The organism is Leptospira jelokensis (genome assembly GCF_004769635.1).
In the GTDB taxonomy this organism is placed as follows: Bacteria; Spirochaetota; Leptospiria; order Leptospirales; family Leptospiraceae; genus Leptospira_A; species Leptospira_A jelokensis.
The window spans coordinates 70,361-83,812 of record NZ_RQGH01000024.1 but is presented as its reverse complement, the minus strand read 5'-3'; the positions used below and the strand labels follow the sequence as shown (position 1 = coordinate 83,812).

Here is a 13,452-nt window from a genome sequence, read left to right as displayed (position 1 = left end):
ACAAAGATTTTGGTAATAGAGGAATTCGTCTTCTTCTCTTGTTTCTACTTCCCGAAGGATTGGGTAGGTTTCTTTTTGGAAAGCAATGGATTGTATACTAGGTTCTTTTTGGAAGTCGTTCCAAATGGTTTCAAAGGAAGATTGTTTTCCAAACCACTGGGAAAAGGTCGGCCGGCTGAGGAGAACAAAGCAGACAATGAATACAAAATTCTGTTTCAGAAACCACTCCTTGTTTTAAACTCATAAAACATTTTTTCTTCAGAAGATTCTTCTGAAAAAATGGATTCTAAGATTTCCCGTTTCTGTGATTCGTCAAGTAATGCATGTTTGGTTTCTAAAAACAAAATGGCTTGTTTTTTAAATTCTAAATGAGATAAACTTTTGATTTTTAAAAGTAGGGGGTCGGTTTTGGAAAAAGTTTCCTTTGGCAATACCTTCGTTTCATTTTTTTGGGTCACTTCCTCCAATTTTGATTGGGGTAAATCCCCTCCACTCGTTTGGATTTCCGATTGTTCTTTGGTTGCATTCGAAAGGACTAAAAAAAACAAAACGGCCAAAATTCCAGAAACAAGGCTAAGGATTCGTTTTGAACTCTGGACTTTGGACGATGTGGAAAATTGAACTAAACTAATCGCCGTGATGATTTCCCTTCCAGATCCCTTAAAAAGTTGGTTTCTGATTTTGTTTAAACTTTTTTCTGCATTTTTGGATTCTAAAAAATATTTCCAAAAGGAAATTCCAATTTCCTTGGCTAGGGTAGTTTCTACTGGGTACAAAAATCCAATCACCGTTTTCGCACCAGCTTTTAAAAAACTAGTGGTAAGCCCCGATTGGCTTTTGGAATCAAACGACGAATAACAGCTATTAAAGAAAACCAATTCCAAATGGGAAAAAGATCTGGATGAGATTTCATTCATGGATAAAAATTGATTTTCCACCATGGGGATTCCATTTTTTTCCGTATGTCCTGCGTAATGAAGGTATTTGACTGAATTCATTTCTTCGATAAATCGAATTTTTGTTAGGTGGTCTTGTTTTAAAATTCGTAAGGGAAATTTTTTTTCCAAAATAGGGTATAGGGTCGCACATTCTTCTTTGACCGTATCTAACAAAATTGATTTCACTGGATTACAAATGATCAGTGCAATGTTTGATTTTTTTGATATTTCTTTTTCTTTGTGTTCGATCCGAATCCCCCTTTTGAATTTTTCATTTTGGAATAAATAACCTTGGTGTGTTTTCAAAATCTCCCAAGGGATAGGAGAAAATTCAGGATCAACTAAAATTTGAATGTTTCCTACAAACCCAGGTGTCCTCCAAACTGGAGTGGTTTTAGCAAATACAATTTGTTCTAAGTTATCTGATTTTTTGCTTAATTTATCGAAAAACTCTGTCCGTTTCGGATTTTGGGAAAGGACTCGTTCCACAAAGAGGGACCAATCTTTTTGGAATTCTAATAATAATTCTCCCGAAAAGGATGTGGTCCTTTCGACACTTCCAAACTGGTTTTGTTTTTCTTCCCAAAAACATTCGCCGTCTGAAATCCCTTGGTTCGAATACTTTGATAAAATTCGGATTTTCATTTTGGTTTCACTGGAATTTTTGGATCAATTCTTTGATTTCTGAAATAAGAATTTCAAGATCTTCTAATGTAGTAAAACTTCCCGTGGAAATTCTGATCGCACGTAAGGCTTCTTCTTCTGAATACCCCATTTGGAGTAAGGATTTGGAAGCTTCCCTGGCCCTTGATTTGCAGGAACTACCAGTGGATACGATGATTCCTTTTTCTTCTAGACCTAATAAAAAGAAGTCAACGGTTTGGATGGGTAATAGGAAAAAACTTGTATTCGGAAGCCTTTTTTCGTTTTTTGCGATGATTTCACATCCAAAGGATTCTAGTTCACTTTCGAGTTGGGATTGGAAATTTTTTAACCGTTCGATTTTTGTGATGAGCCCTTCCAATTGGACTTCTGTTACTTTTTGTAAACAGGAGATGGCAAATGTATTTTCTGTGCCGGCTCTATGTTCGTTTTCCTGGTTTCCACCACCAAACAACCGAAAATGAGGGTTACTTTCTGGTAAATACGTGACACAAGCACCCATACCAGCCCCAATTTTATGGCCTGAAAAACTATACCCATCAAAAAGGGAAAAGGGAACTTCAATTTTACAGAAGGCTTGCATTAGGTCACTGTAAAACATCTGTCCATACAGTTTGGTGAGTTTTTGGATCTCTTCTGCTGGTTGGATGACTCCCGTTTCATTGCCTGCATACAAACAGACAACAGGCCTTGGCTCTATTTTTAACAAAGATTCTAAATGATTTAGGTTCACAGTCCCACCACGGTTGGGTTTTATAAGTTCTGGATGGAATCCGAACATTTCTAAAGCAGAATACATACTCGAATGTTCAAATGGAGAAACGATCACCGAACTTAGATTAGGGTATTTTACTCGCAAACTTTGGATGAGTAAGTGATTTGCCTCCGTACCCGTGGAAGAAAATACAAACTGTTTTTCTTGTCCTCCCGTGATCTTTGCCAGAAACTTTCGGGTTTGTTCTATTTTTCCCTGGTTTTGCAGTGAGTAACGAGTGATTCCTGATGGATTATAATAATTTTGTAAGTATTCCTCCAAACAAGATTCTAAAATCTCTGGGTAGGGAGGATGGGTTGCATTGTAGTCAAAATACCTTATATCATTCGTTAAATGGGATTTCATCTGCTTCTTCGTAACGTCCGAGCTTACGTAGAACGGATCGGTTTAGATTATGGTATGCTTTTAAAATTTGATCTTTTTTGCCACCGACACTTCGTTCATCAACGTTGCGAAGTTTTGATTTTAATGAATCTAAGATCACTAAACTTTTATTGTTTTCTTTTAGTTTGTGAAGGCTTTCTGCTTGTCTCAGTTTTGCTTCAAATTCATGGACGAGCAGGGCAGGAAGGTTAATGTCTTCAAGTTCAGATGCAATTTGGATATTGGAAGATTCTTTAAATTCTATTGTTGCTTTTTGGTAATATGAGTTTTCTTCTTTTCCTAATTGGAAATACAATTCTGCTCTTCTGAATTTAAACTTTAAGTATTCTCTTTCATCGGATCCAACAAAATACAAAATCCTTTCATAGATATCATCCATTTCCCTTGGAGAAAATTGTTTCATACCAGTGAGTAGGATTTGCCGAAGCAAAGACTCTAAATAATCATTGGCCGAGACTTCACTGAAATCACTTCGTTTGATGCTCGATAGTACTACACTTCGTTTTTGTACAGCGCTCAGTCCACTCGGAACTTTTTCTAAGTCAGTTAACTTTTGTAAGACATAGGATTCTGTTTCCAACATATGGGTTTTGTATGCGAGTAAGATTTCACTTGGCCTACAACTTGCCCAAGCGACTGATTCAATTTTTTTGGGAGCAAGGAGTTCAGGGCCAGAAAATCGTAAGGCACGTTTGTAATAATCAAGTGCGGTAAGAACAGCTTCGATGTGTGAGTTCCAATAGTCTTTGGGATTTGGGCCAAGCAGTAATTCTCCTTGGGGTGCCATCCTTTGGAAGAGGGGAGAGCCCCACTCACTCGCTTTTTCCCTCCAAGTCAGTTCTAAAAAATGTTCTTCCACATGTTCTTTGCTTCGGAAATACAAACAGGACTTTTCCATAAGCGCAAGGTCCAAGGGGAGTACGGTCCCTTTTGTGTTTTCTTCCGCACTAAAAAATTGAGAGATGTTTTGGAAGACATTAGAACCTCCCTCCTTTCGGCTTTCGAGGACTGCATCCCCTTTGGCTATGAGTTGGTGTGCGATCCTCGGATTGGGGTAACCAAAAAACGAATTGTAGGTGAGGGTAAGTTTGGCAAGGATGGTGTCCCTGTTTCTCAGAATCCATGGGAAAGTGATTGCCCATACGAGGAGAACAGCCAGAATGTATTTTAAATTTTCTCGGAAGATTTGGTTCAAGGATTGTCCCTGTACCCGATCTTTGCCGGAATCTACTGATGTTTCAAGCAATTAAAACTTTAAACCACCCATTCCTCTTTGTTTTCTTTTGTTTTCTTACTGTTTTGCAGGCCTTTGCAGATCCAATCCCAAAGAAAGATTGTTCCCTTCTCGAACCTGGGGTTCCAAGTGAGTTTTTCCTCTCTCGGGCCATAAATGAGCAAATCACCGCCTACAAAGCCAATAATGCCAAAAAATCGGAAGTGGCAAAAGTTTCATTCGAAAGCTCAATTTCCTACCTCGACAAATACCACCTCTGCCAAAAAGAAAAAGGGATTAGGCCAAGTTCCCTTTCAGCAGAACTACAAGCGCAAAATTATTTAGAGTTAGGTGATACCACAAAGGCTTGGGAATGGTCAGAACTTGCAAAAAATGAATCACCAGAGCTCACCAAAGAAATTGTGATTCTGCAAATGCGAGTGCGCCTTCGGGAACAAAACTTAGTGAAAGCCACAGAAGTTTTAGAAAAGGATTTGGTCCTTTTTCCGAATGACCCAGATTTTTTATACTTACTCGGGAATTTGTACTTCGAAAGGAAGATGTGGAACCAGTCTCTTTTGTATTACACGGCACTTTCTTTTGTCATTGAAAGAAGGGACACCTCTTCCAAATACAAATACATCACAGCCAAAGCTTTAGGTGATCTGAATTATAAACTGGATTACCCAAAAATCTCCATCAAACATTTTAACGAATACAATTCTGTATATAAAAACGATATGGAAGTTTTATTTCGATTGGCACAAATTTATTTTGTGTTAGGTGATTTTAAACAGTCCAAATTCTATTTGGAACAAATTCGTGAAAAAAATTTAAGGGACATCGATGCCTCCCATATGCTCGCAGAAATTTATTTTTTGAATGCACGTGATGTTGCCCCCCAATTTTTCCAAACCTTACGTGGAGAAAAGAAAATTCCAAAAGAAGGTCTCATCACACTCTTAAACCAACTGGTAAATGGATCTACAATTGGTTTGGAAGAGAAACTAAAAAACTTTATCAATGCAAATCCAGCGAGGTTAACACCGAGAGTTGCACTTTTGGAATTGGCCGAAAAAAATAATTCTCCGAGTTACCATGAATTCAATGCTGAAACCGCACAGTATGCTTATGAGTACCGTCAGTATGTACTCGCACTTTCGATACTCAAACGTGGATACCAAAAATTAACGGAAACAGAAGGGCAAACCGAACTGAAAGTTGCCTACTTGGAAAAAATTTCAGCCTGCCAAGAAATGTTAGGGCAGTGGAACCATTCCATCCTTTCAATGAAAGAAGCACTTGCCCTTTCCACAAATTTAGATAAAAATTTGAAATTACGATTTCGTTTGGCTTACCTTTACCTGCAAGGGAATTTAAAAAAGGAAGAAACTTCTGTTGGCATTTTGTCAAACACCTTACAAGAAAATCCAAATCCTACTCATTTTTACCTGCGAGGGTTGTCATACTTTCAATTGGGTAAATACGAAGAAAGTGTGAAGGATTATTCACAAGCCATCCAAATGGATCCAAACAATGCAAATTTTTATTTTTACCGTGCCAGTGCGTATGACAAATTAAAACAATTTGAAGAAACAGAATCGGATTTAAAAAAAACCATCTCTTTAAATCCCAATGCTTCCAATGCCATGAATTATTTGGGTTATCTATACGCAGAAAAAGACAAACATCCGGAAGAAGCAAATACACTTTTAAACAAGGCAATTTCTTTAGAACCAGACAACCCGGCCTACCAAGATAGTTTGGGTTGGGTGTACTACCGAAAAAAAGAATTCAATTTGGCTTTGTTACACTTAAATTTTGCAGCCTCTCTCGCATTGGAGAGAGGATTTGAAGACCCTGTGATTTATGAACATTTAGGGGATGTGTATTTGGCAAAAAAAGACCCTGTAAATGCAGTACAATTTTATAAACTTTCACTCGCAAAGGACAAACAATCCACTAACAAAGAGTTGGTGTCCAAAATCAAACGAGTGGAAAAGGAAATTTCACAATGATGATTCGGTTATTTGTTTTTATTTTGATTTTACAATTTGTCGCATGCCAATCCACAGAAGTGGAAGATCCGAATTTTATTGGAAAGGCAGACGGTAAGTATTTACCAGCAAAGGATACCTCATCAAAAACATTTTTGAAAGAAGTATTGGATAAAAATCCAAACTTTCCTAGTTTTAAATCAGATTTTTCCATGCAAATCCAGACCTTTGTTCCCAAAAAAGACAATGTGTATTTGGATGGGAAGGTGTTTGTTTCAAAGGACACAAAACAAGTCAAAATCCAATTGATGGACCAATTCTTTGGTATGATTTTTACGGAACTTGTTGCAAATGGGGAACAAATCCAAATCAAACCCACAAGCACAAAAGAAATCCAGACCCTACCGATGGGTGACATTCTCATCCAAGATCCGAATTCTGGAAAAAAATATACAATCCCTTTCCCTGTGATTTATTCTTACCTTACTGGAAACTATATAAGCGAAATCCAAAACCAAAAAGCAAGGTTTAATACAGATGATTCTCGTGTGTATGTCACAAAACCAGATGGTGAATATGAATATTTTTTTAAAGAAGGGAGTTTGGACAGGTTAGAATTAACGAGTGGGAAACGAGGACTGAAGGCCATCGCCATTGTGAAAACTTCGGCAAACCAAGTCCACCCTCCAAAAGAAATCACAACCAAAGTGGTAAGCCTTGACACAGAAAAGGAAAATGTCCTCATCCAAATCAAACTGAAAAAATCACAAATCACAGAAGTATCCCCCCAAGTATTTCGATTTTAAGAGATGAAACTTCGTTTTTTCTTTTTGGTTTTTCTTTTTCCGATCCTTGTATTTGCTTTGGATCAACCGGAAACCCAAGAAGAACCTCTTGGATTGCCAAAATCATTTTTGTACCAGTTTCAAACTGAAACTGGTGAATCCATTCAATACCCTAGCTCCACTAAACTCTGGTTTGGCGGTGATGTGATGTTCAATTGGGGAGTTCGGGATGCCATGCGTTCAGACGATGTATTTTTTCCCTTTCGGAGTTTTTTTTATTTCCTCGACCAATTTGATTTTCGTTTTATCAATTTAGAAACTCCCGTATTACATAAAACCCCTACAGCAGACCAAAGGAAATCCTATGTATTTTATGGAGAACGCCGGGATTTAACAGTGCTTCGATCACTCGGAATTGATGGGGTTTTTCTTGGGAATAACCACACGATGGACTTTGGGGAAAATGGACTATTGGAAACCTTAAGCCTGTTAGATGAGTTTCAAATTTTCCATACAGGTGCTGGAAAAAACACTGACCTTGCCCTGCAACCCATCATCGTGAAAAAGGGAAATACGGAATTTCGATTGTTTTCGTTTTCCGATACGGGAGAGACCAGGCTTTTTTCGGGAACAAATTCGCCTGGGGCCGCTTATTTCCGAGTCGCCACGGCAGAAAAACTGATTAAAAAAACAAAACCAAACCAAGTGAATGTACTTTCCGTACATTGGGGAGTGGAATACAATCCAACTCCAATGGATACAGAACGAAATGCGGCAAAATACTTAATTAACGCAGGTTATAAGGTGATCATAGGGCACCACCCACATGTACCACAGGGGATTGAGGTGTTTCCCAAAGGGATCGTTGTCTATTCCCTTGGGAATTTTTTCTTTGGTTCGAAAAACCAATACTTAAAACACAATGTATCTGTGGTCACACATTTTGATGGCGACAAACTGTTGTTTGTGGAGGTGATCCCTGTGTTTGGAAAACACCAAAGCCTACCAGGGGATCATTATTTTTTCCCACTTGGCCCAAAAGAAGCAGAGAGTTTTTTAAAAGAATATGCCATCCTTTGTAAACAACTCGGAACGGATCTTGTGATTTCTGGGGGAAGGGGTTATGTTTTTTTTGATAAGGAACTAAAAGCCAAACTAAAGCCGTAATGGAACCAACTGCAAACAAGTCCCACTAGAAAAAACGGGAAACTGAGTTCGAGTAAATTGGTGCGGATGATAGAAAACATCTGTAAAAAAAATCCAGTGAAAAAAAGAATCGCTGCCGTTCTTAGGATCCAACCTTTTTCGTATAACCAAAAGTATACGGAAACAATGGCTACATACGAAAACAAACAAAACCATTTGAGTTGGGATGTGGGTTTTAAGTATTCCAATGAAGGTGTCATCTCTTCTGCTGTTTTGGCATCGAGGATATTGAGGATGAGAATGTTTTCGATGAGATCGGCAAATCCTGCAATCACCAGGAGTAAGATCATTCCCATAAAGATTTTTAGAAAAATCGGCCGAACCTTCCTTCCTGCATAATGGCCTGTGTAGGTTAAAAACGCTAAATAACAAAAGATAAATCCAAAATCAAAGTAATGCACCCTTCGGTATTCGGTGGAGAGATGGAAAAAATCGATGGTATCGGGAATTCCAATCAGGTCTTGGACATGTTTTGGAGTTTCTGCCATCTCAAGGCCGAGCAGGCTGGATTCAAACCCAGAGTGGTTGTCGAGAGCGGGTTCTTTGGGAGTGATATGGTTTAAAAAACCAGCATACAGCGCTAAAAATAGACCAAGACCCAGGCCCCAAACTTCTGGAAAATTTGATTTTTCACCCATAAAAATGTTAGAAATTCCATAGAATTAGATAGGTTTCAGGGCTCCAAGAAGAAATTCCATTGACCCTAGGCCCCAATGGCAAAACCCTAGTGGAAACTAACAAATTCTTCTACCTACAAGTGTTTCTATGTAGGTATACCCATAGGAGAAATATGAGAAACTACGAAATCACGAATATTCTTCGTGAAGGGAATGTAGAAGAGACGAAGTCTGCCGTTAAGGAACTTCTCTCCAAATACAACTTCACGATCCAAGGCGAAGAGGATTGGGGTTCTAAAAGACTCTGGCATCCCGTTGGACAAGACGAACAAGGCCATTTTACACTGATTAAGTGTTCTGGATCTCCTTCCGAAGTTGCAAAGATTGAACATGAGTTCAAACTCAATGCAAACATCCTAAAAACCCTCGTAATTAGGGCAAATGGCTAACGATCTAAACAAAGTACTACTCATCGGTCGTATGACTCGTGATCCGGAATTTAAATCGGTGAACGGAAGTTCTGTTGTCAATTTTTCAATTGCGAATAACAGAGTTTATGTGACGAACGGAGAAAAAAAAGAGGAAACTCATTATTTCGACTGCGTTGCATGGGGCCGACTTGCTGACATTTTAAAACAATATGCAGGCAAGGGTAAACAAGTAGCAATCGAAGGTAGACTCCAACAACAGTCATGGGAAACCCCGGAAGGCAAAAAAGCCTCCAAAATCCGCGTATATGTCGAGACCGCACAACTGTTAGGTGGTCAAGGGCAAGGTGGTGGATCGGGTGACCGTTCTGACAGTTCCAATTCTTATGATTCCGGCGTAAGTAGTGGTTATGATGATTATCCAGCCGGTGATGACGACATTCCTTTTTGATAGGTGATGACAATGAGTGAAACGACAAATATTGATGATACAAGAATAGATTCCCGTGACAGTATGGACGGGATGGATGACGACGAAAAAGGTGGATTCCGTGGTAAAGACGGAGAAGGTAAATTCGGTCGTAAAAACGCAAAATACAAAAAGAAAGTATGTAAGTTCTGTGCTGACAAAGCCTTACTTGCAGGACTTGATTACAAACGAGTGGATATCTTAGAAAGATTTGTAACCAACCGTGGTAAAATCATTCCAAGAAGGATCACAGGAACTTGTGGCAAACACCAAAGAGCTCTTGCTCGTGAAATCAGAAAATCCAGATCCATCGGCTTATTGCCGTTTAAAGTTCTGTAGGAGTTACGGATGAAAGTTGTATTACAAAAAGACGTATTAAATCTTGGTGATGCTGGGGATGTAAAAGAAGTTGCTGATGGTTATGCACGTAACTTCCTCATTCCAAGAAGACTTGCTGTACGTGCAAACGATGGTAACACCAAAGCTGCAATCCACCAAAAAAGACTTGCTGATCTCAAACGTGAAAAACGTGTAAAAGTGATGAAGGATCTTTCTTCTTCGATTGATGGTAAAACATACGAAGTGAAAGTGAAAGTGGGTGAAAACGACAAACTTTTTGGTTCTGTAACAGCGAATGATATTGCTCTCGCAATTAAAAACACTGGAGTAGAACTCGACAAACGTAAACTAGACTTAGGTGAGCCAATTAAATCAGTTGGTGAATTTAAAATCAAAGTTCGTTTGGCTGAAGGTGTTGTACCTCAAATCGTAGTTAAAGTCGTCGGCCAAGCATAGTCTTACACTAACGCTTTTTCGATGAATTCTAACCCCCTTCAGGAGATAGAGTCTGAGAAGAACTTAATCGGTTACCTACTCATGAGAGGGGTAGCCGGGCAGGAAGACTTAGGTCTAAGCCCAGATGACTTTTATATGGATACCCATAGAAGGGTGTTTGAGGCAGTCACAGACCTAATCAATGAAGGGACAAACATTGACCTAGTAACGGTCACAAACCAAATGCGGGAAAAACGTCTTTTTAAAGATGAATCCCGCGACTTGGAATACATCACATCTCTTTATAAAGATACCGTCCCCTTTCAACCGTTAGACTATTATGTTCGTCGTGTGAAACGTGTTTCCGACAGACGAAAGTATGTCGAAGCTCTCACACAAGCCATTGACAAAGTCAAAATTGAACCTGGGGAAAACGATTCTGTTTTTAGTCTTGTGGAACAGTCTCTTATGGATATCTCTCGCCAGGAGAGGTCCAAGGGTTTACGAAAAGTCAAAGATGATGCCAATGCCCTGATTGATTACATCAAAAATGTGGTGGCGGCAAGCCAAAATGGAACCGGTGGGATCAATGGTTTAAAAACCCATTTTACGGGCCTTGATATGGCAACCACAGGTCTTAAGTCTCACGAACTAATGATCCTTGCAGCGCGTCCAGGTAATGGTAAAACTACTTTTGCGTTAAACATTGCTGCCAATGCTGCTTTGAAAGAGCGTAAAACGGTCGTTATCTTTTCACTTGAAATGAGTCGGATTGAACTCCTTCTCAAACTCATCAGTGCTGATGCAAGGATTGATTCGTATGCGTTAAAAGCGGGAACTCTCACATCCGCGCAGATGACCCAACTGAAAGACAGTATTGGCAATATCACATCAGCAAGCCTTTACATCGATGATTCGGGGTATTTGACCATCCAAGAGTTTTCGGCACGACTCCGCCAACTTCGTACCACAGAAGAAGTAGGGCTTGTGATTGTGGATTATTTACAGCTTATGAGTGACCCAAAAGCAGCTATGGGTGGAAGGCAACAAGAGGTTGCCAATATTTCCAGAGGACTCAAACAAATGGCACGGGAAGTGGGTTGTCCCATCATCGCCTTATCACAGATGAACCGTTCCATTGAAAACCGCTCCAAAGACCAAAGGCCTCAGCTTTCCGACTTACGGGAGTCAGGTGCCATTGAGCAGGATGCGGACATTGTATGTTTTATTTATCGGGAAGAAATGGTGAAACCTCCCGAAGAGCTAGACCCGAACAAACGGGGAATGGCTGAGATCATCATCGCCAAAAACAGAGCGGGAGCAACGGCAGATTTTCCATTGATGTTCAATCCGAAGATCAGCCGTTTCGATAACGTTCCATTATAAGAGGTTTTCAATTGAATCACTGGGTTACATCAGAATACAAAAATAGAATTAGCGCCACAAATGTCTCCGATGAGTCTGTTGGAAAAACATTATTCCTTTCCGGTTGGGCCTTCCGTTACCGTGACCAAGGGGGAGTGATTTTTATCGACCTTCGGGATCGTTCTGGGATTTTACAAATCGTTGCCAGAAAAGAAATCCTTGGTGATGATTTTTCCAAAGTCGAAAAAATTCGATCCGAATTTGTGATTGCAGTGAAGGGAAAACTAGCCCTAAGAGATGCAGACTCTGTCAATCCAAAGATGGAAACCGGCAAATACGAGTTAATCGCTGAATCAGTCGAAATCTTAAACACGTCCAAAACCCCACCGTTTACTTTAGATGAATTTGATCCCTCTGGAGAAGAAATCCGTTTGAAGTATCGTTACCTCGATATGCGTAGGGAAGAACTTAGAGACCGTTTGGTTTTACGTCACAAACTAACATTTGCATTGCGAGAGTACTTGGATCGTAAATCCTTTTTAGAAATTGAAACTCCTATTTTAAATAAATCCACACCAGAAGGTGCAAGGGACTTTCTAGTTCCATCTCGTTTGAATGCAGGTGAGTTTTATGCACTCCCCCAGTCCCCTCAGCTTTTCAAACAGATCCTTATGATTGGGGGAATGGAACGTTACTTCCAAATTGTAAAGTGTTTTCGAGATGAAGATTTACGTGCAGACCGCCAACCTGAATTCACACAACTTGATATGGAGTTTTCGTTTGTCACGGAAGAAGACATCCGCCGTGAAATTGAAGCTATGTGGGCATATGCCTTAAAGAAAGTATTCCAATTGGAAGTGAAGGCACCCTTTATGACGATGCCATACCATGTAGCGATGGAAGAGTATGGTTCCGACAAACCAGACATCCGTTTTGGGATGAAACTTGTGAATGTTTCAGAACATGTGAAGTCATGTGACTTCCAAGTGTTCACTGGTGCCATTGCCAGTGGTGGTGTGGTGAAAGCGATTTGTGTCCCCGGTGGTTCTGTGATTTCACGAAAAGAAATCGAAGACCTCACGGCTTGGCTTTCCCGTGACTTCCGTGCCAAAGGCCTTGCCTATATGAAACACGGAGCAAACGGTCTTGAATCTACGATTACAAAACGTTTCTCTCCAGAAGCATTGGAGGCCATTGCAAAAGCAGTAGGTTCCAAGGAAGGGGATATGGTATTCTTCGGAGCAGATACGTCTAAGATTGTAAATGCTTCTCTTGGTGCGCTTCGTTTGAAATTATCAGAAAAATATGATCCACCTAAGGTCCCTTATAGTTTCCATTGGGTGGTTGACTTTCCTATGTTTGAGTTGGACGAAACAACCAAGTCCTGGACCTTCCTGCACCATCCTTTCACTTCACCGAAAGAGGAAGACTTTCAAAAACTAAGGGATTGGAAGGACGGGAAAGAAGTTGACCTTTCTTCCATTGGTGCAAAGGCATATGACCTCGTTCTGAATGGAACTGAGATTGGTGGTGGATCGATCAGGATCCATAACCCAGAAATCCAAAGCCTTGTTTTGGAAGCCATTGGGATCGGGGAAGAGGATGCTAAGTCCAAGTTTGGATTTTTACTCGATGCACTTTCCTTTGGTGCCCCTCCTCATGGTGGGATTGCGTTTGGTGTGGACCGGATTATGATGTTACTTACGGGTGGAACTTCTATCCGTGATGTGATTGCCTTCCCCAAAACACAAAAAGGTACTTGTATGATGAGTGAAGCGCCAGGTCCTGTGGAAGGAAAACAATTAGAAGAACTCAAACTTAGGGTAGTTACAATTTAG

Annotated in this window: 13 protein-coding genes; 9 read left to right on the top strand and 4 right to left on the bottom strand. The window is 40.0% G+C overall.

Features of this window, described 5'->3' with window-relative positions; all coding sequences use genetic code 11:
* Positions 1 to 215: 215 nt before the first annotated feature.
* From EHQ62_RS09650 to EHQ62_RS09640, 3 genes are read right to left on the bottom strand one after another with little or no spacing between them, the layout of a single operon-like run.
* Positions 216 to 1,583 (bottom strand): CHAT domain-containing protein, encoded by a 1,368-nt coding sequence (locus tag EHQ62_RS09650; RefSeq protein WP_135642291.1) that lies wholly within the window; start codon positions 1,581 to 1,583, stop codon positions 216 to 218.
* A 7-nt stretch (positions 1,584 to 1,590) separates the two neighbouring features.
* On the bottom strand, positions 1,591 to 2,721 hold the full coding sequence (locus EHQ62_RS09645) for a cysteine desulfurase family protein (RefSeq protein WP_135642289.1): 1,131 nt from the start codon (positions 2,719 to 2,721) through the stop codon (positions 1,591 to 1,593).
* Entirely contained in the window at positions 2,699 to 3,955 is a 1,257-nt protein-coding gene (locus EHQ62_RS09640) for a hypothetical protein (RefSeq protein WP_135642287.1), read from the bottom strand. Before EHQ62_RS09640 ends, EHQ62_RS09645 begins: the two co-directional genes overlap by 23 nt.
* Before the next feature lie 38 nt (positions 3,956 to 3,993).
* Between EHQ62_RS09640 and EHQ62_RS09635 the strand changes: the two genes are divergently transcribed.
* From EHQ62_RS09635 to EHQ62_RS09625, 3 genes are read left to right on the top strand one after another with little or no spacing between them, the layout of a single operon-like run.
* Entirely contained in the window at positions 3,994 to 5,991 is a 1,998-nt protein-coding gene (locus EHQ62_RS09635; protein WP_135642285.1) for a tetratricopeptide repeat protein, read from the top strand.
* The gene (locus tag EHQ62_RS09630) at positions 5,988 to 6,776 is read left to right on the top strand and encodes a hypothetical protein (RefSeq protein ID WP_135642283.1); all 789 of its coding nucleotides are present in this window, start codon (positions 5,988 to 5,990) and stop codon (positions 6,774 to 6,776) included. Before EHQ62_RS09635 ends, EHQ62_RS09630 begins: the two co-directional genes overlap by 4 nt.
* A 3-nt stretch (positions 6,777 to 6,779) precedes the next feature.
* The gene (locus EHQ62_RS09625) at positions 6,780 to 7,922 is read left to right on the top strand and encodes a CapA family protein (RefSeq protein ID WP_135642281.1); all 1,143 of its coding nucleotides are present in this window, start codon (positions 6,780 to 6,782) and stop codon (positions 7,920 to 7,922) included.
* Here the strand turns inward: EHQ62_RS09625 and EHQ62_RS09620 are convergent.
* Entirely contained in the window at positions 7,877 to 8,599 is a 723-nt protein-coding gene (locus EHQ62_RS09620) for a hypothetical protein (RefSeq protein WP_135642279.1), read from the bottom strand. The two genes, EHQ62_RS09625 and EHQ62_RS09620, sit on opposite strands and share 46 nt — an antisense overlap.
* 152 nt (positions 8,600 to 8,751) lie before the next feature.
* Between EHQ62_RS09620 and rpsF the strand changes: the two genes are divergently transcribed.
* The 6 genes from rpsF to aspS all read left to right on the top strand — a co-directional run bounded on the left by rpsF (position 8,752) and on the right by aspS (position 13,452).
* Positions 8,752 to 9,027 carry a 30S ribosomal protein S6 gene (gene rpsF / locus EHQ62_RS09615; RefSeq protein WP_015678074.1) on the top strand — a complete coding sequence of 92 codons (276 nt, stop codon included), beginning with the start codon at positions 8,752 to 8,754 and terminating at the stop codon, positions 9,025 to 9,027.
* Positions 9,020 to 9,457: a single-stranded DNA-binding protein gene (locus EHQ62_RS09610; protein WP_015678373.1), complete on the top strand. Its 438-nt coding sequence runs from the start codon at positions 9,020 to 9,022 to the stop codon at positions 9,455 to 9,457. Before rpsF ends, EHQ62_RS09610 begins: the two co-directional genes overlap by 8 nt.
* Positions 9,458 to 9,529: 72 nt before the next feature.
* A complete protein-coding gene (rpsR, locus tag EHQ62_RS09605) occupies positions 9,530 to 9,814 on the top strand; it encodes a 30S ribosomal protein S18 (protein WP_174705011.1) in 285 nt (94 codons plus the stop codon).
* Between the two features lie 9 nt (positions 9,815 to 9,823).
* Positions 9,824 to 10,270: a 50S ribosomal protein L9 gene (gene rplI / locus EHQ62_RS09600; RefSeq protein ID WP_135642277.1), complete on the top strand. Its 447-nt coding sequence runs from the start codon at positions 9,824 to 9,826 to the stop codon at positions 10,268 to 10,270.
* 21 nt (positions 10,271 to 10,291) lie between these two features.
* Positions 10,292 to 11,635 carry a replicative DNA helicase gene (gene dnaB / locus EHQ62_RS09595; RefSeq protein ID WP_135642275.1) on the top strand — a complete coding sequence of 448 codons (1,344 nt, stop codon included), beginning with the start codon at positions 10,292 to 10,294 and terminating at the stop codon, positions 11,633 to 11,635.
* An 11-nt stretch (positions 11,636 to 11,646) separates the two neighbouring features.
* Positions 11,647 to 13,452 carry an aspartate--tRNA ligase gene (aspS, locus tag EHQ62_RS09590; RefSeq protein WP_135642273.1) on the top strand — a complete coding sequence of 602 codons (1,806 nt, stop codon included), beginning with the start codon at positions 11,647 to 11,649 and terminating at the stop codon, positions 13,450 to 13,452.

Excerpts from the sequence above, each read along its gene's own strand:
- EHQ62_RS09650 (WP_135642291.1), bottom strand. The coding sequence starts at position 1,583 with ATGAAAATCCGAATTTTATCAAAGTATTCGAACCAAGGGATTTCAGAC.
- EHQ62_RS09645 (WP_135642289.1), bottom strand. The coding sequence starts at position 2,721 with ATGAAATCCCATTTAACGAATGATATAAGGTATTTTGACTACAATGCA.
- EHQ62_RS09635 (WP_135642285.1), top strand. The coding sequence starts at position 3,994 with ATGTTTCAAGCAATTAAAACTTTAAACCACCCATTCCTCTTTGTTTTC.
- EHQ62_RS09630 (WP_135642283.1), top strand. The coding sequence starts at position 5,988 with ATGATGATTCGGTTATTTGTTTTTATTTTGATTTTACAATTTGTCGCA.
- EHQ62_RS09625 (WP_135642281.1), top strand. The coding sequence starts at position 6,780 with ATGAAACTTCGTTTTTTCTTTTTGGTTTTTCTTTTTCCGATCCTTGTA.
- EHQ62_RS09620 (WP_135642279.1), bottom strand. The coding sequence starts at position 8,599 with ATGGGTGAAAAATCAAATTTTCCAGAAGTTTGGGGCCTGGGTCTTGGT.
- rpsF (WP_015678074.1), top strand. The coding sequence starts at position 8,752 with ATGAGAAACTACGAAATCACGAATATTCTTCGTGAAGGGAATGTAGAA.
- EHQ62_RS09610 (WP_015678373.1), top strand. The coding sequence starts at position 9,020 with ATGGCTAACGATCTAAACAAAGTACTACTCATCGGTCGTATGACTCGT.
- rpsR (WP_174705011.1), top strand. The coding sequence starts at position 9,530 with ATGGATGACGACGAAAAAGGTGGATTCCGTGGTAAAGACGGAGAAGGT.
- rplI (WP_135642277.1), top strand. The coding sequence starts at position 9,824 with ATGAAAGTTGTATTACAAAAAGACGTATTAAATCTTGGTGATGCTGGG.
- dnaB (WP_135642275.1), top strand. The coding sequence starts at position 10,292 with ATGAATTCTAACCCCCTTCAGGAGATAGAGTCTGAGAAGAACTTAATC.